We start from the raw sequence: 21,906 nt of genomic DNA, 5'->3' as shown, positions 1-21,906 counted from the left end.
TAATTATTTTCGTAAAGCATTAATATACGGTCAATGTTAAAACATACTCTACATTATACCATGTTGAGAAAATTATTAGCGAACATTTTTTGTCTGATTTGTTAACAAACAAAAAAACCTTATAACTGGGAGTTATAAAAACACCCTGTTATAAGATTCCTTAAAAATTAGTTATTTAATGCTTCTTTAGCTTTTTCAGTTAATGCTGCAAATGCATCTGCATCACTAACAGCTAATTCAGCAAGCATTTTACGGTTCATATCAATTTCAGCTAGTTTCAAACCGTGCATGAATTTAGAGTAGCTTAATCCATTCATACGAGCTGCCGCATTAATACGTGCAATCCATAATTTACGGAAGTTACGCTTGTTCTGTTTACGGTCTCTGAATGCATACATGTATGATTTCATTACCTGTTGCTTAGCAACTTTAAACAAGCGGTGCTTAGCACCATAATATCCTTTAGCTAATTTTAATACGCGATTACGGCGTCTGCGAGTGACGACTCCACCTTTTACTCGTGCCATTGTTTTTCCTCCTTCAATACAATCCTAGAATCTTGTCTTATTTCATTTTTGCAAGCTGCTGCTTGATACGCTTATAGTCAGCTTTAGAAACCAGTGCTGATTTACGCAATTTACGTTTCTGTTTCTGAGTTTTGTTTGCGAACATGTGGCTTGTTTTCGCGTGACTTCTCTTTAATTTACCGGATCCTGTTCTTTTGAATCGTTTAGCTGATCCTTTATGCGTTTTTTGCTTAGGCATTATTGATTTCCTCCAATACTCTTCTTATAGTTATCCAGAAAATAGTCAGACTACCTTCTAATTATTTCTCACTTTTCGGTGCGAGCATCAAGAACATGCTGCGGCCATCCATTTTAGCCTTAGATTCAACTTGTGATATATCAGAAGTAGCTTCTGCCATACGTTCTAACACAACACGACCAATGTCCTTGTGAGTAATAGCTCGACCTCTGAAACGGATAGATACTTTAACTTTATCGCCTTTTTCCAGAAACTTACGTGCATTACGCAGTTTAGTATCAAAATCGTGATCATCAATTGTAGGACTCAAACGAATCTCTTTAACGTTGACAACTTTTTGATTCTTTCTTGCTTCACGTTCTTTTTTCTGTTGTTCATAGCGATATTTTCCGTAATCCATGATACGCGCGACCGGGGGTTTTGCATTAGGAGAAACGAGCACTAAATCCAAGTTAGACTCTTCTGCTAATCTCATCGCCTCTTTACGCTGGACTACTCCTATCTGTTCACCGTTCTTACCGATCAGACGCACTTCCGTAGCACGAATGCGATCGTTGACAATCATGTCTTTAGCTATGGTGGTCACCTCCAAAGTATTTGCGAGAAAAGCACAGAAAAAGACGGGTCATCTAGTTAATAGAATACCCGCCTTATCTCCGCATTAAACACGTACACATACGTGTCTTAATTATATACGTCCATATCTGCCCAGAGATTTAAATCTGCTAAGGCGAGAAGCGGGGGCTTCTGCTTTGTTTTCTCAACTTTTTAATAATAACACTTCTCGTTCTTATTGTCAATTCAAATTAAATTTATTTTGAGCTTTCTTCAACCAGCTGACTGATGAACGTATCAAGCGAAACTGTCTCAGTTTTCTTCTCACCATATTTTCTGACTGTTATGGTGTTGTTTTCCATCTCACTGTCTCCGATAACTAGCTGATATGGAATTTTGAGCGTCTGGGCTTCTCTGATTTTATATCCCATTTTTTCATTACGGTTATCCACTTCTATACGAAGGCCTTTTTGAGCAAGCTTGTCTTTCAGTTCATTAGCAAAAGACCCATGAATATCAAGGTTAACCGGAATAATCTTAGCCTGAACTGGAGCCAGCCATGTTGGAAACGCTCCTTTGTAACGTTCAATTAAATAAGCTACAAATCTTTCCATCGTTGATACAATGCCTCGGTGAATAACAACCGGTCTGTGCGTGTCCTGGCCGTCCTCGCCCACATAAGTCAGGTCAAAGCGTTCAGGCAGCAGGAAGTCCAGTTGAACAGTAGATAATGTCTCCTCGATACCCATAGCTGTTTTGACCTGAACATCCAGCTTGGGTCCATAAAAGGCTGCTTCCCCTATGGCTTCGAAGTATTCCAGACCCATGTCATCTAGCGTTTCCTTCAGCATGGATTCTGCTTTCTGCCACATGGCGTCGTCATCAAAATACTTTTCAGTGTTTTCCGGATCTCTATAGCTCAATCGGAAACGGTAATCAGTTATATCGAAATCTTCAAAGACAGCCAGCATTAACTGGACAACTCTAGTGAATTCTTCTTTAATCTGGTCAGGTCTGACAAATACATGAGCATCGTTCAGGGTCATCTCACGCACACGCTGCAGACCTGACAGTGCTCCACTCTTTTCGTAGCGGTGCATCTGTCCTAGTTCAGCAATCCGAATTGGCAAATCGCGGTAACTGCGAACGTCATTCTTGAAGACCATCATATGGTGCGGGCAGTTCATCGGACGAAGGACCAGCATCTCCCCATCTCCCATATCCATCGGTGGAAACATGTCTTCATGATAGTGATCCCAGTGACCGGACTTTTTGTAGAAGTCAACATTAGCCATAATAGGTGTGTAGACATGTTCGTACCCCAGGCTAATTTCTTTATCTGTAATGTATCGCTCAATTACACGGCGGATAGTTGCGCCCTTAGGCAGCCAGAACGGCAGACCCGACCCTACTTCCGGTGACAGCATGAACAGTTCCAGTTCTTTTCCAAGCTTACGGTGGTCGCGCTGCTTCGCTTCTTCACGCATTTTCAAGTAATCTTTCAAATCTTTCTTATTGAAGAAGGCTGTTCCGTACACCCGCTGCATCATTTTATTATCCGAATTACCTCTCCAGTAAGCTCCGGCTAGTGAAAGCAGTTTAAATACCTGGATTCTGCCTGTAGACGGCACATGGACACCTCTGCATAAATCAACAAAGTCACCCTGCTCGTAAACAGTCAGTTCTTCATCTTCAGGTAAATCAGTAATCAGTTCAACTTTATACGGATCATCAGCAAACAGCTCCAGAGCATCCGCTCTTGAAATCTCTTTACGGACAATCGGCAAGTTCTCTTTTACAATAGACATCATTTCATTTTCAATTTTTTCTAAATCGTCTTCTGTAATCGGTTCTTCCGAATCCGTATCATAGTAAAAACCGTTTTCGATTGCTGGTCCGACTCCAAATTTCACCGATGGGTATAGACGCTTGATGGCCTGAGCCATTAAGTGAGCAGTTGAATGACGAAGGACTTGCAGAGCATCGTCATGATCCGGCGTGACGATTTCAAGCACACCACTTTCCTGTAGTGCACGGCTGAAATCAACCAGCTCACCATTCCACTTGGCAGCCAGCCCTTTTTTCTTAAGCGACTTGGCAATCGATTCTGCCACCTGTTCAGGTGTTGTCCCTTTTTCAACTTCTTTAACTGAACCGTCCGGCAGTGTAACTGTAATCATCTCTGACATTGCTAATTCCTCCTTTTAAAATTAAGCATAAAAAAGCCCCATCGAATAAACATGTTATTCAATGGGACGTCAAATTTACGTGGTTCCACCCAAGTTCATAGAAAGACGGTGTCTCTCTATCTTCATTACTCTTTAACGCAGAGATACGATTACCCTTACTTTGATTTCAGGGTAATACTCGAAAGTGGTCATCATCAGACTGTGAAAGACTTTCAGCAACTGTCTCTCTCTCTTTTGAATAACTGATGACGGTGTCTTTCTCATCGCTTATATATATGAAGTACTCTATCACGATTAAGCCTATTAATCAATCATTAATTATGTCTTCTGTTTTCTCCAGACATTTCTACTTCCTCTGAAAGAAAACGAATCCGCTCCATAATACGCTTTGCTTTAAGTGGTTCAGTTTCTCCTCGTTGCGTTACACTTAGATGCTCTTTTTCAAGCTGCGTCATATCAAAGTTAGAAGTGAAAAAAGTAGGCAGCTCCTCCTGCATACGGTACTGCAGGATAACGCCTAATATATCATCTCTAATCCATGAAGATAATGAGTCGGCTCCTATATCATCTATCATGAGTATAGGTGCTTTTTTAAACTTATCCAGTTTATCTTCTGTCGTGTTTTTTCCAATCGAGTTTTTCATCTCAACCGCTAGGGTCGGGAAATGCACAATCAGTGACGGATAACCTTGTTCGGACAACTCATGAGCAATTCCGCCGAGAAGAAACGTCTTACCTACTCCGAATGGCCCATGTAAATAAAGTCCTTTATGATAAGACTTAGGCGATTCCAGATAATTTTCAATAAAGGTAATGACTTTGTCCAGCGCCTTCTGACGCTTCCGTGTGGCTTCAAAATCCTCAAGACGCGCTTCTTTCAGATCTTTCGGCATATACAGTGACCGGATTCTACTCTTAATCTTTTCTTCTTTCTGCTTTTGAATCAGTTCTGATGTAGGGACATAAGTTACGTCAATTCGATGATTGTTCAGAATAAGCTTAGGCTTGTAGCCCGGAGCCAAACTGGAGTCATCGTTGCCCACTTTTCTTTTCTCAGAAACAAACTCATATAACTTTGAGGCACTTCTTTCAATCGCTTCTTTATCAAGAGCCTCTTTATTCTCAGCTAAAAATGAGCGTACTTCCGGATCCTTAAACACTTCATTCTTCATAATCTGACTGAACATGTCACTCAGTTTTGAAGCATCCATCAGTTTGTCTAACTGTTCTTTTATACTGTCCACTTTTATTCACCACTCTTTTTATTTCGGATTCTTTTCAGCTTTTCCTTATATGATTCTTCTTCCTTGCTTGTTAACCGCTGATCCGGCTCTGCTGTTTCAGTCGCCCAGGCTGGCAATGTTTCTTTACGGGCATGGCTGCTCTTATTGTAGTTCTTACTGTAGGCAGGCTTGTTTTTCTTTTCTTTGGACTGAGCGAAAGAAGCATACAGCTGCTTAACCTTAATCATCGCATCTTCAGGCGAAGCGACTTTGCTTTGAGCCCAGTCATTGGCTATTTTAGTTGCCAGATTTTTTTCCAGAGTCGGGGCGTCTTTTATAATCAGCAGATAGTTCAGCAGGATGTTAATCACAGCTGTTGACAGAGGGGCATTCCCAACCAGCTCTTTCAGAATCCATGTTTCACTGGAAGTAACAAAGCCGCCTTTCTGCTGTTTTATCGATTTCAGATAACTATACGGTTGGGTAGCTTCTGCATGAAGAATGATTTCTATTTCCTCATCGGAAAAACCTTTTTGTTTCAGCTGCCTTGTCCGTTTCTGAGAATCGCCTTCACTCAAGACCGGTTCAGTCTTCTTAGCTGACTGGCTCAAGTATTTTTTGTGCACTATTGACGTTAGTTTCTTCTCCTCTACGTCTCCTGAGGTAATATCAGATGCTTCCAGTACCAGTTTCTGCATTTCCAGCTCATCTATACCATACAGCAGATGAAAGGTAAGAATCGTCTTTCTGATATCCTTTGTCAATGACTGGCTGTTTATATAGTTCTTATTCAAGCCTTCAATGAAAAAAGGCCAATCAAAGCTGCTGTTCTGAATAAGTTCGTCAGATGGTTTCTGATTGTTTTCAGTCTGAACCTGCATTTCCTCAAATGGATTGTTACTGTATTTACTCATGTCGACATGAATGACATCCAAAAAGGATTTAGTAATCTCTACAAACTCATTCAAGTCATATTTCGACACAGCAAAGCGCTCTTCCAGCTCCTTAGCAAGCCGTTGACCGACTTTCTCGACCAGCATCATCTTCATCATTGAATCGGAGAAAAACTGTTGAGGTGTTAAAGGAGATTGTATAACTAAGCCATAATGCGTTTCATCTGTTTTATGCTTATACACTCTCACTAGCCCGTATGCTTCCAGCTTGATGCGCGCAGTATAATAGCCTTGCACATCTATGCTAAGCTGGGCCAGTATATCTGCAAGAACTACCTCTTTGTCCGTTGTTTCTGCCAGGTATTCCTTCATAAGCAAATACAAGCTCACTGCTTCTCTGCCGATGAGCGGCTGATATAGAGATATCACTGTGCTGGTATGGCTATCTGAAAAGATGGCGTTTTTAATTAGGCGAAGTGAATCTTTCGGACTAATTGATTTCCACGGGTAGCTCATTGCTTACTGTCCTCTCTAGCTCTCTTAATGTTCTTTTCTCTTTTTTTCAAGTTCCTGCATTTCCTGCATAAAGACACCGATGTCTTTGAATTGTCTGTAGACACTCGCAAACCTGATATAAGCCACATCGTCTAACTCAGCCAGTTCTTCCATAACAAATTCGCCGATTTTAGTTGACGGAATTTCACTGGATCCGTTTTCTCTGATTTTATATTCGACTTTGTTGACTACTTTTTCCTGGTCTTCCGCGGTAACCGGTCGTTTTTCACAGGCTCTTCTGATGCCTCTCAGCAGTTTTTCGCGGCTGAATTCTTCACGGTTTCCATTCTTTTTGACTACCAGTATGGGACTCTGCTCAATTCTTTCAAACGTTGTAAAACGAAACAGACAGGCCTCGCATTCCCGGCGCCGTCTGATTGCTTTGCCGTCATCTGCTGGTCGACTATCTACTACTCTGCTTCCGTTGTGTTGACATTTCGGGCAATGCATAGTCTTCAGTCCTTTACAATGATTTATTACTCGTATTATATCACATTTATATCCTCGACTTGAAAGCCATTTGTGACCAGCCATTCAGACAGCTGCTTATTCGTTTCTTTTACTGAATAATTATTATTGATTACGACATCCGCTTTATCTGCTTTTTCTTCAATCGGATACTGTGCTTCTATGCGTTTCATCGCGTCTTCTTCAGTCAAATTGTCTCTTTTCATCAATCGACTGACCTGCGTTTCTCTGTCTACATAAATGACCATTACCGCATTCACTTCTTTTTCATAACCCGCTTCAAAGAGCAAAGGGATGTCAAGGATGACAAGGGGCGCTTCTTTTTCTTCGTAATCCGCCTTCTGCTGATGAATCCTCTGGCGAATATCATCCTGTACAATGGCATTCAATTTCCGGCGCTTGGTTTCGTCATCGAATATCAGTTGCCCCAGTGCTTTTCTATCTAACTGACCATCTTCGGTCACTATACCCGTCCCAAAGGCATCAACAACATTTTTAAAAGCAGGCTGGTCACTTTCCATAGCTTTTCGGGCAATGACATCAGCATCTATAACCGGTATCCCCTTGGACTTGAAGAATCGACTAGCTGTGGATTTTCCAGAAGCAATGCCTCCAGTCAAGCCTAAAAAATAAGTCATCTAACCTTCCTTTCTCCTATCAGTGGACCTGACAGACGGGACAATAGTGTGTCCCGCGCTGAGCTATTTTAGTTTTTTCAATGGGATGGCCGCAGTTGCTGCAGGCTTCTCCTTCTTTACCGTAAACTTTCAGTTTATTCTGGTAGGACCCTTCCAGACCAAAGGCATTTGCATAGGTTCGGATAGTCGTGCCTCCTGAGCTGACAGCTTCCGACATAATCTGAAGAATAGATTGATGCAGTTTAACCACTTCTTTTTCAGACAGTTCAGAAGCAAGCCTACCCGGATAAACTCCAGACAAGAATAAAATTTCATCTGCATAAATATTGCCAATACCTGCGACTACACGCTGGTCAAGTAAAACTGCTTTGATAGGTCGACTCGTTTTTTTCAGCTGCTCCATAAGGTGATCTGTCAAAAGGCTCTTTTCATCGGGCTCCGGACCAAGCTGGGCTAACGAAGGATGCAGCAAGGCGTCAGAATGCTCTACAAGACTCATACGTCCAAACTTTCTAACGTCCAGATAGCGGAGCTCCTCCTCGTTATCAAGAGAGAAGATGACATGAGTGTGTTTGGACAACGGTTTTCCACTGGCTTTCACCCGGAATTTCCCTTCCATTCTCAAATGACTGATGAGGGTGTGGTCGTCTAAGACAAACAGCAGGAATTTCCCTCGGCGCTTCACTTCAGAGAAGGTCTGACCGGTCAGTTTCTGCTGAAATTCTTCTACAGCAGGATCTTTAATGATATTATCCCATAATACCTCTACGTTTTTAATCGTCTTTCCAACAATCAGATTATTCAAGCCATTCTTGACACTTTCTACTTCCGGTAATTCTGGCATTTTCTCGTCTCAACTTTCTATATAGATTCAAACAGGTTAAAAGAGCGGGAAGCTCTCCCGCTCTTTCTTATTTAGCTTCGTACCAGTTGTTTCCATAACTGCTTTCTACTTTTAGCGGCACGGCCAGTTCAACCGTTTGTTCCATAACCTCTTTTACAAGCTGTTCAATCGTTTCCAGTTCTTCTTCAGGCACTTCAAATATCAGCTCATCATGTACTTGCAGGAGCATGGTTGCCTTGAGGTTCTCCTCTTTTATTCGTCTGTCCATTTCAATCATAGCCATTTTCAGAATGTCTGCGGCACTTCCTTGAATAGGTGTATTCATAGCTGTGCGCTCAGCAAATGATCTCAAGTTGAAATTTCTGGAGTTGATGTCCGGCAGGTACCTGCGGCGATGGAAGAGTGTTTCAACATAACCTTCATCTTTCGCTTCTCTTATAACTGTATCGATAAATTCTTTTACACCAGGGAAGCGGTCAAAGTAAGTATCAATATAGTCTTTTGCTTCTTTTCTCGTAATGTTCAGATTCTGAGACAAACCGTAATCACTGATTCCATAAACTATTCCAAAGTTGACGGCTTTTGCTTCCCGTCTCATAGCCGGGGTTACTTTATCCGCGCTGTCAATATTGAAGACACGCATGGCTGTTGTGGTGTGAATATCTTCGTTGTCCAGGAAAGCTTTAATCAGGTGCTCGTCTTTCGAAATATGAGCAAGTATGCGCAGCTCAATTTGCGAATAGTCTGAGGCAAAGATTTTCCATCCTTCTTTTCTCGGTACAAAAGCCTGCCTGATTTTTCGGCCTTCTTCCAGTCGAATCGGAATATTCTGCAGGTTCGGATCTACAGAACTCAATCGGCCCGTTCTGGCGACTGTCTGAAGGTAACGTGTGTGAATTTTACTGGTGTCTTTATCAATGACTTTAAGCAGTCCCTCGATATAAGTAGACTGTATCTTGGCTATCTGACGATAGTGCAGAATATGCTCAACAATCGGAGCCCGATCTTTCAGCTTTTCGAGAACATCCTGGGCAGTCGAATAGCCGGTTTTAGTCTTTTTAATAACAGGGTAGCCCATTTTCTCGAATAAAATGACACCCAGCTGTTTCGGTGAATTAATGTTGAACGTCTCGCCCGCTTCTTCAAAAATGATTTTTTCGATGCCTTCAAGGGTCTCCTTGAATTCGGCCTTCATTTTTTCAAGTCGTTCGGCATCCGCTGTAATTCCTTGAATTTCCATTTCAGCCAATACAACAGCCAGTGGCTGCTCCATTTTTTTCAGCAAATCTTCCTGCTCGTTTTCAATCAATTCTTGGTTCATTTTTTCAGCCAGTGCATAAATGCCCTGAACTTTTTGAGCCACATGATTATACATCAGCTGACGGTCTTCTGGCAGTGCTCTCTTCTTTCCTTTTCCGTAGACCACTTCATCGGGTGAAATGCCGGTATAGTGATGTTTCTTGGCTACATCAGCGATATCTCCACTGCTGCTGTCTTCAGCCGTGAGTAAATAGGACGCCAGCATAATATCAAAGCTGACCCCTTTCAACTCCATGCCTCGATGGTTTAAAGCAACATAGGTCCGTTTCGTATCATAGACAACCTTTGTCTGTGATTCCTCTTCAACCCAGTCTTTAAAGGCTTCTGAACTGAAAACCGTCTCCGGATCTGATACATAGAGATTATGTTCATCCCCCCATGTAACGGAAACAATTTCTGCCTGGTGATAATTTTCATCAAGCATTTCGAGATAGAGTGCCATCTTTTCTGTGAAATGACTTTTCTCTATTTTATCAAGAAAAGTAAACTCAATTTCTTCAGCTTCTTCAGCCAGTTGTTCCATATAGTCTGATGTATCCAGCTTTTCAAGATGAGAATTGAAATCCATATCCTTATAAAAGGCAATCAGTTTTTCCATATCTCTGCCGGAATAATTTAACTCATCCAAATCAACTGTAATCGGTGCTGCACAATCGATAGTCGCCAGCTTTTTACTTAGAAAGGCCGTTTCCTTTTCATCTATCAAATATTCTTTACGCTTTGATTTCTTCATATCATCGATATTATCGTAAAGATTTTCAACAGAGCCGTATTCGTGCAGTAATTTCAGTGCTGTTTTTTCTCCAATTTTAGTTACACCCGGTATGTTATCTGAAGAATCCCCGGCGAGGCCTTTCATATCGGTGATCTGGTCAGGAGAAATACCCATTTCTTCCATAATGGATTCTTTGGTGTATTCTTTGAGGTCGTTAACCCCTTTTTTAGTGATATCCACTCTGACTTGATCAGAAGCCAGCTGAGTCAAGTCTCTGTCACCGGTGAGAATAACAACTTCAAAGCCTTTTTTCTCAGCTTCCTTAGCCAAAGTTCCTATGATGTCATCAGCTTCATAGTTTTCCAGTTCATAACTTTCCAGTCCAAATCCACCGAGTAAATCTTTCATAAATGGAATCTGTTCCGCAAACTCTGACGGCATCTTGGAACGGCCGCCTTTATATTCTTCAAAAAAGTCATGTCTGAATGTCGTCTTGCCTGCATCAAACGCTACCAGCGCATGTGTCGGCTGTTCCTTGTTGACAATAACGTCCAGCATGTTATGAAAGCCATAAAGGGCATTTGTATGCAGTCCGTTTCTGTTTTTCATTCGCTCAATTTGACTGTGCAGCCCATAAAAGGCTCTAAAAGCCACACTGTGTCCGTCAATCAGTAATAGTTTATTTTTATTGGTCAATTTTTCCAACTCCCGACTAGTATCCTAATCCTATAGTATCAAAATTTCACGAATAGAAAAAGAGAACGTCCTCGATCCGAAACCATAACATGCTTTACTGCTATGCTTCAAATAGAAGACCTTCTCTTTCAAATTGCTTTAAATTTTAGCTTCTGACTGACTTAGGATGCGTTCAAATTCATGTTCGAATTTTTCGACATCGCCTGCTCCCATAAAGACAACGACCTGATTCTTATGCTTAAGCAAAACAGATAAATCGTCTTCAGACACAATATCTTTCCCTTTTTCTGTTTTATCCAGCAAGTCTTTGATGGTGACCTGGCCTTCCTGCTCTCTTGCAGAAGTAAAGATATCACACAGATAAACGGCATCTGCCATATCAAGAGCTTCACCAAATTCACTCAAAAGCGCAACTGTACGGCTGAAAGTGTGTGGCTGGAATACGGCTACAATCTCTCTGTCAGGGTATTTCTGGTGAGCGGCATCAAGAGTTGCTTTGATTTCTGCCGGATGATGGGCGTAGTCATCGATGATAACTGTATTCATCACTTCTTTTTCAGTAAAGCGTCTCTTGACTCCTTTAAAGGAAAGCAGTCTCTCCATCACTTTGTCCTGCTCCAGCCCTTCATAATGGGCAAAGGCTATCACGCCTAAGGCATTCTGAATATTATGCTTGCCGAAAGAAGGAATCGTAAAGCGTCCATGGAAATCCCCACGTACATAAACATCAAACGTAGATCCAATTGTTGTGCGTTCGATATTCTTCGCCTGAAAGTCGTTATATTCATCAAAACCATAGTAGACGACTGGGACAGGGGCATGCAGTTTCTGCAGTCGTTCATCATCGCCACAGGCAAAAATAGCTTTCTTGATTTGGCTTGAAAACTCCACAAAAGCATCCTGAACGTCTTCAATGCTTTGGTAATAGTCCGGGTGATCAAAATCAATGTTTGTGATTAACGCGTAATCCGTTTTATATGCTAAAAAGTGGCGTCGGTACTCACATGCTTCCAGGACGAAATAGTTGGCATCTTTTTCGCCTTTTCCTGTTCCGTCACCAATAAGGTAACTGGTCGGCTTAATGCCGCTGAGAACGTGAGCTAAAAGACCTGTGGTGCTGGTCTTTCCATGAGATCCGGTTATGGAGACACTTGTAAATTCATTGCTTAACTGACCAAGGAAATCATGGTAACGAATGACCGTTAGACCAAGCTCCTTAGCTCTGACTATTTCTTCATGAGTGTCAGGGAAAGCATTGCCCGCGATAACAATCATGCCTTCTTTAATATTGTTTTCGTCAAATAAATAGATTGGAATATTCGTTTCATCTAAATTCTTTTGTGTAAAGAAGTATTTTTTGACATCTGACCCTTGGACTTTGTAGCCTTTATCATGAAGAATAAGTGCCAATGCGCTCATCCCAGATCCTTTAATCCCCACAAAGTGGTATAGTTCTTCTTGATTCATACGTTAAAAATCCTCCAGTTGTGTTCATCGGTTAATTTTGCATCGTTATATACTATAAGTGAAATCATTAAAAAAAGCCAGTCTATTATATTAATCCTCACTTATTATTAAAATACCCTGGAACATTTCTTTTCGAATTGTTATTTCCACTTTGTTCTTCGTTCATAATTGACTCGAGGGTTCGATGCAGACCGTGTGTCCGTACCGCTTTTTCTCTCCGTGGTCGTTCAAAGGATTGAGAGCTGACTTGCTTCTCTTCAGCCGGTTCAGTCAAAGACTTTCCCTTCTCGCTTTGATGGTTCCATGCGGCTTCCAGTTCAGGTGTGGAAAAAGACTCCAGTATAATGTAGTCACTGGCCTTTTTTGTCATCTTATTTTTTAATTTGCCGTAGTCATGTACTCTTTTTTTCTTGGGCTTTGGCTTATTAAACCCATAATATGGAGAAGGTACTTTACTCACTTCAAAAGGAGGGGAGACATAACCTCTGTCAAACCCTTCTTCTTTGTGAGTCAGATAATCTTTGAATTCTTTTTTTATTTCTTCTTTCCGCTTAATATCTTCAGGCAAGGCATAGCGGTCTTCGAATTTAGGTGACTCGAACTTAGGTGTCTCCAGTTTTCCTTCTCTTTTTGGCTTTGTACTCCTGGAAGAGTCAAAGAAATCCGTGTATTTAGAAGCCATATTCACCCTCCTTCACTGAAATGAACCTTAATTTGTCGTCTACTGATTAGAACGTGAAAGGTACTCCTGTTTCTTTGTCCTCATCAAGCACCATTATTCCGGCAGTTTCCTGTGGAAGACCTAATTCTCTCGCAGAACAAATCATGCCTTCACTCTTGATGCCTTTTAATTCTCCAGGCCAGATTACTAGACCGTCTGGTAAGACTGCCCCGGGTTTCGCCACGACTACTTTTTGTCCTTTCGCTATATTGCCTGCACCACAGACAATTTGCAGAACCTTGCCGTCCTCAACTTCAGTCTGAGTCAGATTTAAATGATCTGAGCCTTCGACCGGTTCACAGGAACTGACATAGCCAACGACAAATTTTGAACCGCCCTGATCATCAAGTGCTACATCGATGTCCATGTCTTTAAGCAGCTGATTAAGCGTGTCTCTGTCTCTATCCGATAAAATTTGAGGTCCTTCTTTTAAATCGTTCAGGACTGCAGAAGCATTAAACAAATTTAATCCCACGATGTCCCCGGCAGATTTCTCTTTAATCACTGTCATGTTTTTCTTTTTTTCGAATACCTGATTGGCTGAATCTGCTTTGCTTAGCATAATCATCAAAACATCATCAAGGCCATTATTATTGTACGTGCTTATAAACATATTATTTCTCCTCTAATCTATTAATTAAAATGTTTTCAGTGTGTCGAGTACGGAGTGGTCAAAGGATTTTACCATCTGGTAAACCATTTCCTTGGCCGCTTCATAGTCATCAATTCTAAACAGGGATTGGTGTGTATGGATATAGCGCGCCGGTACACCAATAACTGCACTTGGAATGCCTTCATTCAGCTGATGAGCAGCAACGGCGTCCGTTCCACCTTTTGAAACAAAATACTGGTAAGGAATATTATGCGTTTCTGCTGTATCAAGCAAGTAATCCTTCATTTCCTTGGATAAAATCATTCCCGGATCTTGAATTCTCAAAAGAAAACCGTCGCCCAGACGTCCGAATGCCTCTTTGTCTCCATTGATGTCATTTGCAGGTGAACAGTCTACCGCGATAAAGGCATCTGGATTGAATTTCCGTACCGCACCTTTTGTTCCTCGGAGTCCTACTTCTTCCTGGACATTTGCTCCAGCTATTAGTGTGCTGGGAAGTGATTCATTTTCAAGCTTTTTTAATAATTCAAGAACGAGAGCCACGCCATATCGGTTATCCCAGGCTTTACCGGCAAACGTCTTTTTGTTAGCCATCTGTATGGTTTCTACATCCGGTACAATGGCGTCTCCGGGTCTGACACCATATTCTTCCGCTTCTTCCTTGGATTCGAATCCCCCGTCGAAGAGAATACTGTCAACTGTCAAGGCCTCTTTCTTCTGACCTTTTAACAGATGTGGCGGGATTGAGGAAGAAATGAGCGGGTAGTTGCCTTTTTTTGTCTGAACAGTAAAACGCTGAGCTGATACGACATAGGGGTTCCATCCACCCATTGGCAGTACTTTGATAAGTCCATTTTTAGTAATGGATGAAACCATGAATCCCACTTCATCCATATGAGCCGCTATCATGAGTTTAGGGGCCTGTTCATCAGCTGCTTGCTTCAAACCGAATATGCCTCCCAAACCATCCATTTCAATGGAGTCTACCAGACCTTCCATTTCACTTTTCATGAAATCTCTGACTTCATGCTCAAAGCCACTTGTTCCCTGTAATTCAGTCACCTTTTTTATTAATTTAAATGTTTCATCAGTCATATATAAATCGTTAGTCAGACTAACGCTATCCTCCCAGTAATTTTTTATTCTTTCATATGCTATACCTTATTATTATACACAAAAACCGGCTTTAATTTAAGCTAAACTGATTTGTTTCTGTTACACTTGTCAGGCATCTATGCTAAAATAAATACGACAGTAAGATGTAGACAGGATAGGAGGCGAAATAATGTTTAGAAATAACAACCGGTTAGTTAAACAGCACTCTTCGGCAGAATGGAGTATTCTTGGCGGATCATTGCTGCTTTCATTTCTATTGGGTGCAGCGGCATTCTCATTTGTTTCCAGCAGAAAGTCACTCAAGGCAGATGACCTGCTGAAAAAAGTGAAAAAAGAATTTCTCAAAGAAGGCCCCATCGATGGTTCCTGGATTGAACTGACAAAAGTTCCATGGAAAAAATATGCGTATGAAACAGATGTCTATTATGGGGGAGTCTCACGCTATGAAGAGAACAAACTCATTCAATATGAATATATTGTGGATGCCTATACCGGCAGCTTAATCGATTTATATAAGGTTTAAAGTAAAAAAACAGTCTTCTACCGTCATCCATGAGGATGGCAGGTAAGAAGACTGTTTTTTTAAAATTTCACAACAGCTTTATAAATTCTGTTGCCTTTTTTGGAGAATTTTTCTTCATATTCAGTCATGACATTCTCTTCGACCTCACTGTTATGCAGATCCAGATAAACTTTTTCCAGTACAGCAGGAAATTCAGAAAAACTCACGAGTGAATACTCAAATAGAGGCTGATTGTCTGTTTTGAAATGCAGAGTTCCTTTTGAGTGCAGGATGGTTTTATAGACAGATAAAAACGTCTTGTAGGTTAAACGTCGCTTCTCATGTCGATTCTTCGGCCACGGATCTGAAAACGTTAGATAGATGCGGTCAACTTCGCCCTTCTCAAACACATCAGTCAAATCCTTAGCATTGACCTGAAGGAGCTGGACATTTGGCAAGTCTGCTTCTATTTGCTTGTCCAGCGCTGAAACAATGACACTTGTCTGTAGTTCAATGCCAACGAAATTGATTTCCGGATGAAGTCTGGCCATTTCAATAATAAAACGACCTTTCCCGCACCCGATTTCAATATGGAGGGGCTGTTCTTTTTCAAAGCGACTGGACCAGTTGCCTTTAACCTGTTCCGGTTCTTCCACAACATATTGATTGTATTCTTTTAATTTTTCTTCTGCATAAGGTTTATGCCTTAATCTCATCAAATTCTCCTCACAATAGAACGGACACTTAAAGCTTGTCTCTTTTTAAATATAAGATAAAACATCATTTAACTTCAGTAAATTATGATTCATACGAATAAAATCCTGTTTTTTATGATTGGACTTAATATCCAGGACACTATTTGCAATACTGTACCAGAACAATTTGTTATGGACTGAATCTGAGTACGCATCCTCTGTAGTGTGAATCCATGCATCCCACTCGGATACATCAAAGTATCTGACCAGCAGCTGACTTAAATCCGCAAACGGATCAGCTAGTAGAGCCGAATCCCAGTCCACTAAATACAGATGCTCTTCATTGGATAATAGAAAGTTTTTATGGGAAACATCCCCGTGACAAACCACTTTATCTTCCAGCGGCGTATCTTCAGGCATGAAGTTCTCCAGAAACGACAGAGCCTGCTGTATCAGAGGATGAGCTGCCAGTTCAGGTGCCAGTTCAAAGCGACACTCAAAAAAGAAATCAGATGGTGAAGAGACTTTCCCGCCTAATCGATGAAGCATCCGTTTGAGACTGTCAGACTGGTGTACTTTATTAATAATTCTCTGAACATTAACAGAAGCCATTTCACTTCTGTGTAAGGTTCTTCCAGTGCACCATTCCTGAGCTGTCAGAACGTCACCATTTCCGATGCGTTTAGTCCAAACCAGTTTAGGGGAAATGCCTTCGATGGACAGAGCAGCTAGAAAAGGAGAGGAATTGCGTTTTAAAAATAAGCGTTCCTCATTTTTAGTCCCCATATAAGCCTGTCCGGTATCTCCGCCAATAGGATGCAATTCCCACCCCGTTTCTCTCTCTAGCTCCATGTTATTCCATCCTTTATCATCATTTAATCCGTTCTTTATCCGCACAGATAATTACTTAACTTCTATTGTAGAAATAAAAGCGGAGCTCGTCAAGAGAGTGCCTGTTCTTTTTTTAATGAACCGCCAGTTTTCCGCAGCATTGTTCGATTTCCGACTTATACGCATTTTGAAGTTTTCTGATAATCGGTCCCGCCTGTTCACTATAAAATATCTTGTTATCCAGTTTTTTCACTGGCATAACTTCCATCGTCGTACTGGAGCAGAAAATTTCATCTGCATTATACAGTTCTTCCAGCGTAAAGGGCTCTTCTACAACGGATATACCCAACTCCTGGGCACATCGTTTCCAGACAAGCTTAGTAATACCCGGCAAAATCAGATTGCCGTCAGGATGGGTATGGATAACTCCGTCTTTAACAATGGCAACATTTGCCGCAGAGCACTCCGTAACTATGCCGTCTCTGTGCAGAATTGCCTCATAGGCATTTTTTTTATGCGCTTCATGTTTAACCATGATATTTCCAAGCAAAGAGATCATTTTAATATCACACTTTAGCCATCTGATATCTTCCGTTACGATAGTATGTATGCCCCTATCAAGCATCTGCTGATCTCGTTCTACTGCCGTTAACGTCCCTGTCAGCATTGGCAGCACACTCGCGTCAGGGTACATATGGTTACGTGGCGATGCAACTCCACGGGTCATTTGCAGGTACAAATTACCCGTGTCCACACCCGTTTCATTCAGCAAGCGATTGGACAAATGCTTCAGTTCCTCTTTAGTATACGGTACATGCATCTCAATTTTTTCAGCACTTGAAAAGAACCGGTCAAGGTGTTCATCCAGGCAGAAAAATTCTTTGTTGTATGCTCTGATGACTTCATAAATGCCATCACCAAACTGGTATCCCCTGTCTTCCGGATCGATTATTACTTCGCTTCGTTCAACTATTTCACTGTTCCAAATTACTTTCATGCCATTCTCCCCTTTTAACTTATCCTAATCGCTTAGGAATATAAAAATTAACAAACCCATAAACAAACAGACCGTTTGCTGCCAAGACCATAATTGCCTCTATCCCCCCGGAGTAAGACGCTAAGGTAAACAGGAGTCCTGTTACGAGCAGCACTTTCGCTATAAGTTTTTGGATGGACTTTATTTTATCAGTATCTTTGACAGGATACAATTTAAAATAAATAGTTTTATCTAAAAGTTGTTTCAATGGCAACAACTGAAACCCAATCAGATACAGAAATAATAGACTAATCAGGACCGAAAGCCAGGCAAGTGAATTGAGTACCAGTATGACCGAGCCAATGATTGTCAGCCGAATATAGAGACCGCTGAAGGATGTCTGGCGGAAAAAGACGCGTGAAATATAATAGCTGTGTACGTCAGTTTTTTTGCCAAACAGTTTGATAAACGTGTCCAGTGGTTTCAGCCGTTTAACTTTATTGTTTCCATACGGTGTTTCCACAAACAAATTAATTATTTTATAGATTGCCTGCACTCTCTTCTGTTCACTGTCAATCAAGCGCTCCCAGTTCCAGATTGTTTTTTTACCCGACCTGAAAAGGTACAATCCAAACATCAGCAAGATAAAGAGACTCAGACCGAATCCGATAAGCGGTGAAAAAAACAGGGTTACACCTATTGTCAGTAAAAGGGCAGCATTGACTATCAAGCGCAAATTGTTTTCTGTTTCAGGTTTATTGAGCTTGAATGTGTAATAAATTAACAAAGTATCCGATAGTTTAGCAAACAGAACTGTTGCCATCCACATCACGCTGGCCTGATCTATAGAAGCGTTAAGCACCGTTACGAGTGGGGCAGTCAAAAAAGCCATAAACAAAGCCGTGACTATGGAAAAGATAAGACTATACAAAAGATTTTTTTGCATTACCGGTCTGATTTTCTTCTCCAGAGGCAGCAGGTAGATGCCATCAGCAGGCTTAATCAGCGTACGGATACCACCAGTTTTAATGACCACACTAATGAACGCAAATAAAATCACTCTCGGCAGTAACGCCTCGGATTCGACTGTTTCCAGATAATTGGAATACGTAAAGCCTACCGCTCCGAGTAATATGAGAAGAGCTATGACAAAATGATCATTGAATACGTATTTCAGATATTTTCCCAATTGTTTATAATAATGAGCTGTTCTCTTTTTAAATAATTCACTGACTGTCATCTAAAAACCTTCCTTATCAGCCAGCTGACTGTACATCTCTTCAAGGCTGGCTTCCGGCATTTTGAAATGCTCTCTTAAATCGCTTAGTGTACCTACAGCAAAAATCTGGCCTTCATGCATCACGATAAACCGATCGCAGATTCGTTCGGCATTAGCTAGAACATGCGTAGACATCAGCAGTGAAGCGCCCTCTTCTTTCCGTTTTTCCATCAGATGAATTAAATCTCTTATGGCAAGGGGATCCAGTCCTAAAAAAGGTTCATCTATTATAAATAGCGAAGGCTCAATAATAAACGCACTGACAATCATGACTTTTTGTTTCATACCTTTGGAAAAGTCAGTTGGAAACCAGTCCAGCCGGTCAGTCAGCCTGAACATCTTCAGCAAAGCAGTTGCTCTAGACCAGGATACAGTCGAATCCAGGTCATAGGCCATTATTGTCATTTCAATGTGTTCTTTTAAGGTAAGCTCTTCATAAAGCAAGGGTGTTTCCGGGATAAACCCGATTTTTCTCCTGTATGCTTCCGGCTGCTCGCTAATGGTCAGCCCGTCAATTTCAATCGTTCCTTCAAAAGGATTAAGGAGTCCCATGATATGCTTAATGGTTGTGCTCTTTCCGGCGCCGTTTAACCCTATCAGACCAATCAGCTCTCCATCTTTAATATTAAATGATATGTTTTTCAGTACTGGGACACGCGTGTATCCTCCAGTCAAGGATTGAACAGTTAGACTCATAAAATTATTCCTTTCATCGACTAATAGTTACATTTTACCACAGTAAAGCAGGTGATTTTGACTCTCACTGCTTCTTTTTATTAAAACTATACTAAATATGATAAACTAATACTATAGCATCTATGAAAAGAGGGATAAAATGAGCGACTGTATTTTTTGCAAAATTATTGATGGAGATATTCCAGCCAGAAAAGTTTATGAAGATAACGACATCATAGCAATTCTGGATATTTCTCAAGTAACTAAAGGGCATACATTGGTTATTTCAAAAAAACATGTCAGGAATATTCTCGACTATTCAGATGAACTGGCTTCTGCTGTTTTCTCAAAAGTGCCTAAACTGGCGCGCGCAGTAAAATCAGCCTACCCTGAATGTGAAGGCTTGAATGTCCTGATGAACAACGAAGAAATTGCGTCTCAAAGTGTCTTTCATGGTCACATCCACTTGCTTCCCCGATATAATTCAGACCAGGACGGTTTTGGTTTGAAATGGGAAACCCATGCTGAGGATTATTCAGACGAAACACTCGACCATATTGTCGAGTCTATTCAAAACCAACTAGCTAAGGAGGAAACAGAATGAAACATATAGTGCTGGGAAGTCTTTCAGGCATCGTTCTTGGAGGAATTTATGGTCTGGTCAATACACCCCGATCAGGTAAGGAAAATCAGGAAGCCTTGAAAGCTTATATTGATGAAACAACCTATCATGTTCAGGATGTTACGGATAAGGTGAATGACTTAAAATATGCTGTGAGCCAGTTAACAGCTGAAAGCAAATTTGTTCAGGATGAATTTATGGCAGATGTTCAAAAGATTGCAGCTGATTTTCAATACGAAGCGGAGCCTAGAATTAGACGGATACAGGAAAAAGCTGAAAAAATCCAAAAAGAAGTAGAAGAAACCGCACAATCTGTTTCCAATACACCATAAAAAAAACGGCAGCATCAGATTTCCCCGATGCTGTCGGTTTTTAATGGTTATTATTCGTCTTCAGCGTCTTCTTCAGAATCTACGTCTTCAGAATCTTCATCCATGTCCTGATCCTCATCCGCCGGTTCTTCTTCCATAGCTTCTTCGTCTTCTAATAATTCGTCTAGAAGCTCTTCGTCAATTTCTTGTTGTCCTTCTGGCATTGCCTGCTCTCCTGGTTCCTGGAGGAATTGCTGCATTGCGCCAGCTAGATCTTCATCCGCTATTTGTACATTAGCGTCGCGTACGAGTTGTCCGATAGCTTCTTGAACAACCATTTGATCTTGCATGTAATTATCCAGAATCATGTCTTCAATCTGATCACGTTCTTCTTCAAGTGAACCTTTTTCACCCATCTCTACCATCTTAATGATATGGTAGCCAAATTGTGACTCAACTGGTTCCTGAGTAATTTCGCCTTCCTCAAGTTCCATAGCGGCTTCTTCAAATTCCGGTACAAAACGTCCAGGCTCTAAAGGAAGCTCACCGTCCGTTTCAATTGTCCCTGTATCCATAGTGTGTTCAGCTACTAATTCACCGAAATCTGCTCCATCATTAAGCTCTTCAATCAGCTCTTCTGCGAGACCCAGATCTTCTACCAAGATATGCGCAACTGTTGCATCAATAGCGTAATTTTCGTAAGCTTCTTCGATTTCTTCTTCGCTTACCTCAACGTGATCACTGATAGCAGCTCTTACTTGAAGAGATGTGCGTACGCTAGTTCTGACATCTTCCATAGACATGCCCTGCATTTCCAGCATTTGTTCAAATTCGTCAATGCCGCCATATTGTTCGGCTTCTCTTTCAAGCTCTGCTTCAACATCGTCGTCAGAAATCTGATCGCCATAAGCGTCTTCCAGAATGTCTTCAAGCAGAATCTGCTGCAGCATCTGTTCACCAAAAGTCATGCCGCTTTGAGTGGTTTCGTTTTTCATTCGTTCATATAAATCATCTTCACGCACGCGTCCTGCTTCTGTAGAAGCTACTTCCGGACTGCTTTGGCAACCTGCAAGGAGTAAACCTGATCCTGCAATTGCTCCGACTAACCATTTTTTCATACTAAAACATACACATCCTAATTCAATATTTTCTAAACTGACGAATAATTGTTTCCTATTCGTACCTCAACTAATATAACACAGCTTTTAGCAAAATGAAAACGTATGAAGTAAATTTT

At 41.2% G+C, this 21,906-nt stretch carries 23 protein-coding genes and 1 other annotated feature; of the genes, 3 read left to right on the top strand and 20 right to left on the bottom strand.

The window, feature by feature from the left end:
• Nucleotides 1–167: 167 nt before the first annotated feature.
• The 14 genes from rplT to pepA all read right to left on the bottom strand — a co-directional run bounded on the left by rplT (nucleotide 168) and on the right by pepA (nucleotide 14,757).
• A complete protein-coding gene (gene rplT / locus ACYVLS_RS00635) occupies nucleotides 168–527 on the bottom strand; it encodes a 50S ribosomal protein L20 (RefSeq protein ID WP_460320041.1) in 360 nt (119 codons plus the stop codon).
• A 37-nt stretch (nucleotides 528–564) separates the two neighbouring features.
• Nucleotides 565–765: a 50S ribosomal protein L35 gene (rpmI, locus tag ACYVLS_RS00630; RefSeq protein ID WP_460320039.1), complete on the bottom strand. Its 201-nt coding sequence runs from the start codon at nucleotides 763–765 to the stop codon at nucleotides 565–567.
• Nucleotides 766–826: 61 nt separating this feature from the next.
• Nucleotides 827–1,330, bottom strand: coding sequence for a translation initiation factor IF-3 (gene infC / locus ACYVLS_RS00625; RefSeq protein ID WP_460320090.1), 504 nt, complete (start codon nucleotides 1,328–1,330; stop codon nucleotides 827–829).
• A gap of 247 nt (nucleotides 1,331–1,577) precedes the next feature.
• Nucleotides 1,578–3,509: a threonine--tRNA ligase gene (gene thrS, locus ACYVLS_RS00620; RefSeq protein ID WP_460320037.1), complete on the bottom strand. Its 1,932-nt coding sequence runs from the start codon at nucleotides 3,507–3,509 to the stop codon at nucleotides 1,578–1,580.
• A 59-nt stretch (nucleotides 3,510–3,568) separates the two neighbouring features.
• Nucleotides 3,569–3,782 (bottom strand) — a binding site (T-box leader).
• Nucleotides 3,783–3,823: 41 nt separating this feature from the next.
• On the bottom strand, nucleotides 3,824–4,753 hold the full coding sequence (dnaI, locus tag ACYVLS_RS00615) for a primosomal protein DnaI (RefSeq protein WP_460320034.1): 930 nt from the start codon (nucleotides 4,751–4,753) through the stop codon (nucleotides 3,824–3,826).
• 2 nt (nucleotides 4,754–4,755) lie between these two features.
• Nucleotides 4,756–6,141: a replication initiation and membrane attachment family protein gene (locus ACYVLS_RS00610; protein WP_460320031.1), complete on the bottom strand. Its 1,386-nt coding sequence runs from the start codon at nucleotides 6,139–6,141 to the stop codon at nucleotides 4,756–4,758.
• A gap of 24 nt (nucleotides 6,142–6,165) precedes the next feature.
• Nucleotides 6,166–6,630 (bottom strand): transcriptional regulator NrdR, encoded by a 465-nt coding sequence (gene nrdR, locus ACYVLS_RS00605; RefSeq protein WP_460320028.1) that lies wholly within the window; start codon nucleotides 6,628–6,630, stop codon nucleotides 6,166–6,168.
• A gap of 35 nt (nucleotides 6,631–6,665) precedes the next feature.
• A complete protein-coding gene (coaE, locus tag ACYVLS_RS00600; RefSeq protein WP_460320026.1) occupies nucleotides 6,666–7,286 on the bottom strand; it encodes a dephospho-CoA kinase in 621 nt (206 codons plus the stop codon).
• Between the two features lie 19 nt (nucleotides 7,287–7,305).
• A complete protein-coding gene (gene mutM / locus ACYVLS_RS00595; protein ID WP_460320024.1) occupies nucleotides 7,306–8,130 on the bottom strand; it encodes a DNA-formamidopyrimidine glycosylase in 825 nt (274 codons plus the stop codon).
• 67 nt (nucleotides 8,131–8,197) lie between these two features.
• A complete protein-coding gene (gene polA / locus ACYVLS_RS00590; RefSeq protein WP_460320021.1) occupies nucleotides 8,198–10,861 on the bottom strand; it encodes a DNA polymerase I in 2,664 nt (887 codons plus the stop codon).
• Nucleotides 10,862–10,999: 138 nt separating this feature from the next.
• The gene (gene murC, locus ACYVLS_RS00585) at nucleotides 11,000–12,328 is read right to left on the bottom strand and encodes a UDP-N-acetylmuramate--L-alanine ligase (protein ID WP_460320019.1); all 1,329 of its coding nucleotides are present in this window, start codon (nucleotides 12,326–12,328) and stop codon (nucleotides 11,000–11,002) included.
• 97 nt (nucleotides 12,329–12,425) lie between these two features.
• Nucleotides 12,426–13,010 carry a hypothetical protein gene (locus ACYVLS_RS00580; protein WP_460320017.1) on the bottom strand — a complete coding sequence of 195 codons (585 nt, stop codon included), beginning with the start codon at nucleotides 13,008–13,010 and terminating at the stop codon, nucleotides 12,426–12,428.
• Nucleotides 13,011–13,056: 46 nt separating this feature from the next.
• The gene (gene ytpR / locus ACYVLS_RS00575) at nucleotides 13,057–13,662 is read right to left on the bottom strand and encodes a YtpR family tRNA-binding protein (RefSeq protein ID WP_460320014.1); all 606 of its coding nucleotides are present in this window, start codon (nucleotides 13,660–13,662) and stop codon (nucleotides 13,057–13,059) included.
• 24 nt (nucleotides 13,663–13,686) lie between these two features.
• Nucleotides 13,687–14,757 carry a glutamyl aminopeptidase gene (gene pepA, locus ACYVLS_RS00570; RefSeq protein ID WP_460320012.1) on the bottom strand — a complete coding sequence of 357 codons (1,071 nt, stop codon included), beginning with the start codon at nucleotides 14,755–14,757 and terminating at the stop codon, nucleotides 13,687–13,689.
• Nucleotides 14,758–14,947: 190 nt separating this feature from the next.
• Between pepA and ACYVLS_RS00565 the strand changes: the two genes are divergently transcribed.
• A complete protein-coding gene (locus ACYVLS_RS00565; protein ID WP_460320010.1) occupies nucleotides 14,948–15,301 on the top strand; it encodes a PepSY domain-containing protein in 354 nt (117 codons plus the stop codon).
• Between the two features lie 59 nt (nucleotides 15,302–15,360).
• Here the strand turns inward: ACYVLS_RS00565 and trmB are convergent, their stop codons facing one another.
• The 5 genes from trmB to ACYVLS_RS00540 form a co-directional block, all read right to left on the bottom strand.
• Nucleotides 15,361–15,996, bottom strand: coding sequence for a tRNA (guanosine(46)-N7)-methyltransferase TrmB (gene trmB, locus ACYVLS_RS00560; RefSeq protein ID WP_460320008.1), 636 nt, complete (start codon nucleotides 15,994–15,996; stop codon nucleotides 15,361–15,363).
• A 45-nt stretch (nucleotides 15,997–16,041) separates the two neighbouring features.
• On the bottom strand, nucleotides 16,042–16,827 hold the full coding sequence (locus tag ACYVLS_RS00555) for a phosphotransferase family protein (protein WP_460320006.1): 786 nt from the start codon (nucleotides 16,825–16,827) through the stop codon (nucleotides 16,042–16,044).
• 112 nt (nucleotides 16,828–16,939) lie between these two features.
• Nucleotides 16,940–17,803, bottom strand: a complete 864-nt coding sequence (gene dat / locus ACYVLS_RS00550) for a D-amino-acid transaminase (protein WP_460320004.1) — start codon at nucleotides 17,801–17,803, stop codon at nucleotides 16,940–16,942.
• A 19-nt stretch (nucleotides 17,804–17,822) separates the two neighbouring features.
• Nucleotides 17,823–19,022 carry an ABC transporter permease gene (locus ACYVLS_RS00545; protein WP_460320002.1) on the bottom strand — a complete coding sequence of 400 codons (1,200 nt, stop codon included), beginning with the start codon at nucleotides 19,020–19,022 and terminating at the stop codon, nucleotides 17,823–17,825.
• Nucleotides 19,023–19,757 (bottom strand): ABC transporter ATP-binding protein, encoded by a 735-nt coding sequence (locus ACYVLS_RS00540; protein WP_460320000.1) that lies wholly within the window; start codon nucleotides 19,755–19,757, stop codon nucleotides 19,023–19,025. It abuts the gene before it with no gap.
• Between the two features lie 139 nt (nucleotides 19,758–19,896).
• Here ACYVLS_RS00540 and ACYVLS_RS00535 point away from each other — a divergent pair, with 139 nt between their 5' ends.
• Nucleotides 19,897–20,340: an HIT family protein gene (locus ACYVLS_RS00535; protein WP_460319997.1), complete on the top strand. Its 444-nt coding sequence runs from the start codon at nucleotides 19,897–19,899 to the stop codon at nucleotides 20,338–20,340.
• Entirely contained in the window at nucleotides 20,337–20,690 is a 354-nt protein-coding gene (locus tag ACYVLS_RS00530; RefSeq protein ID WP_460319995.1) for a YtxH domain-containing protein, read from the top strand. The genes ACYVLS_RS00535 and ACYVLS_RS00530 overlap by 4 nt, the downstream gene beginning before the upstream one ends.
• 50 nt (nucleotides 20,691–20,740) lie before the next feature.
• Here the strand turns inward: ACYVLS_RS00530 and ACYVLS_RS00525 are convergent, their stop codons facing one another.
• Nucleotides 20,741–21,787 (bottom strand): peptidylprolyl isomerase, encoded by a 1,047-nt coding sequence (locus tag ACYVLS_RS00525; protein ID WP_460319993.1) that lies wholly within the window; start codon nucleotides 21,785–21,787, stop codon nucleotides 20,741–20,743.
• Between the last annotated feature and the right edge of the window lie 119 nt (nucleotides 21,788–21,906).

It is taken from the genome of Alkalibacterium psychrotolerans (assembly GCF_054784355.1).
This window is presented reverse-complemented; position numbering and strand designations above follow the sequence as displayed.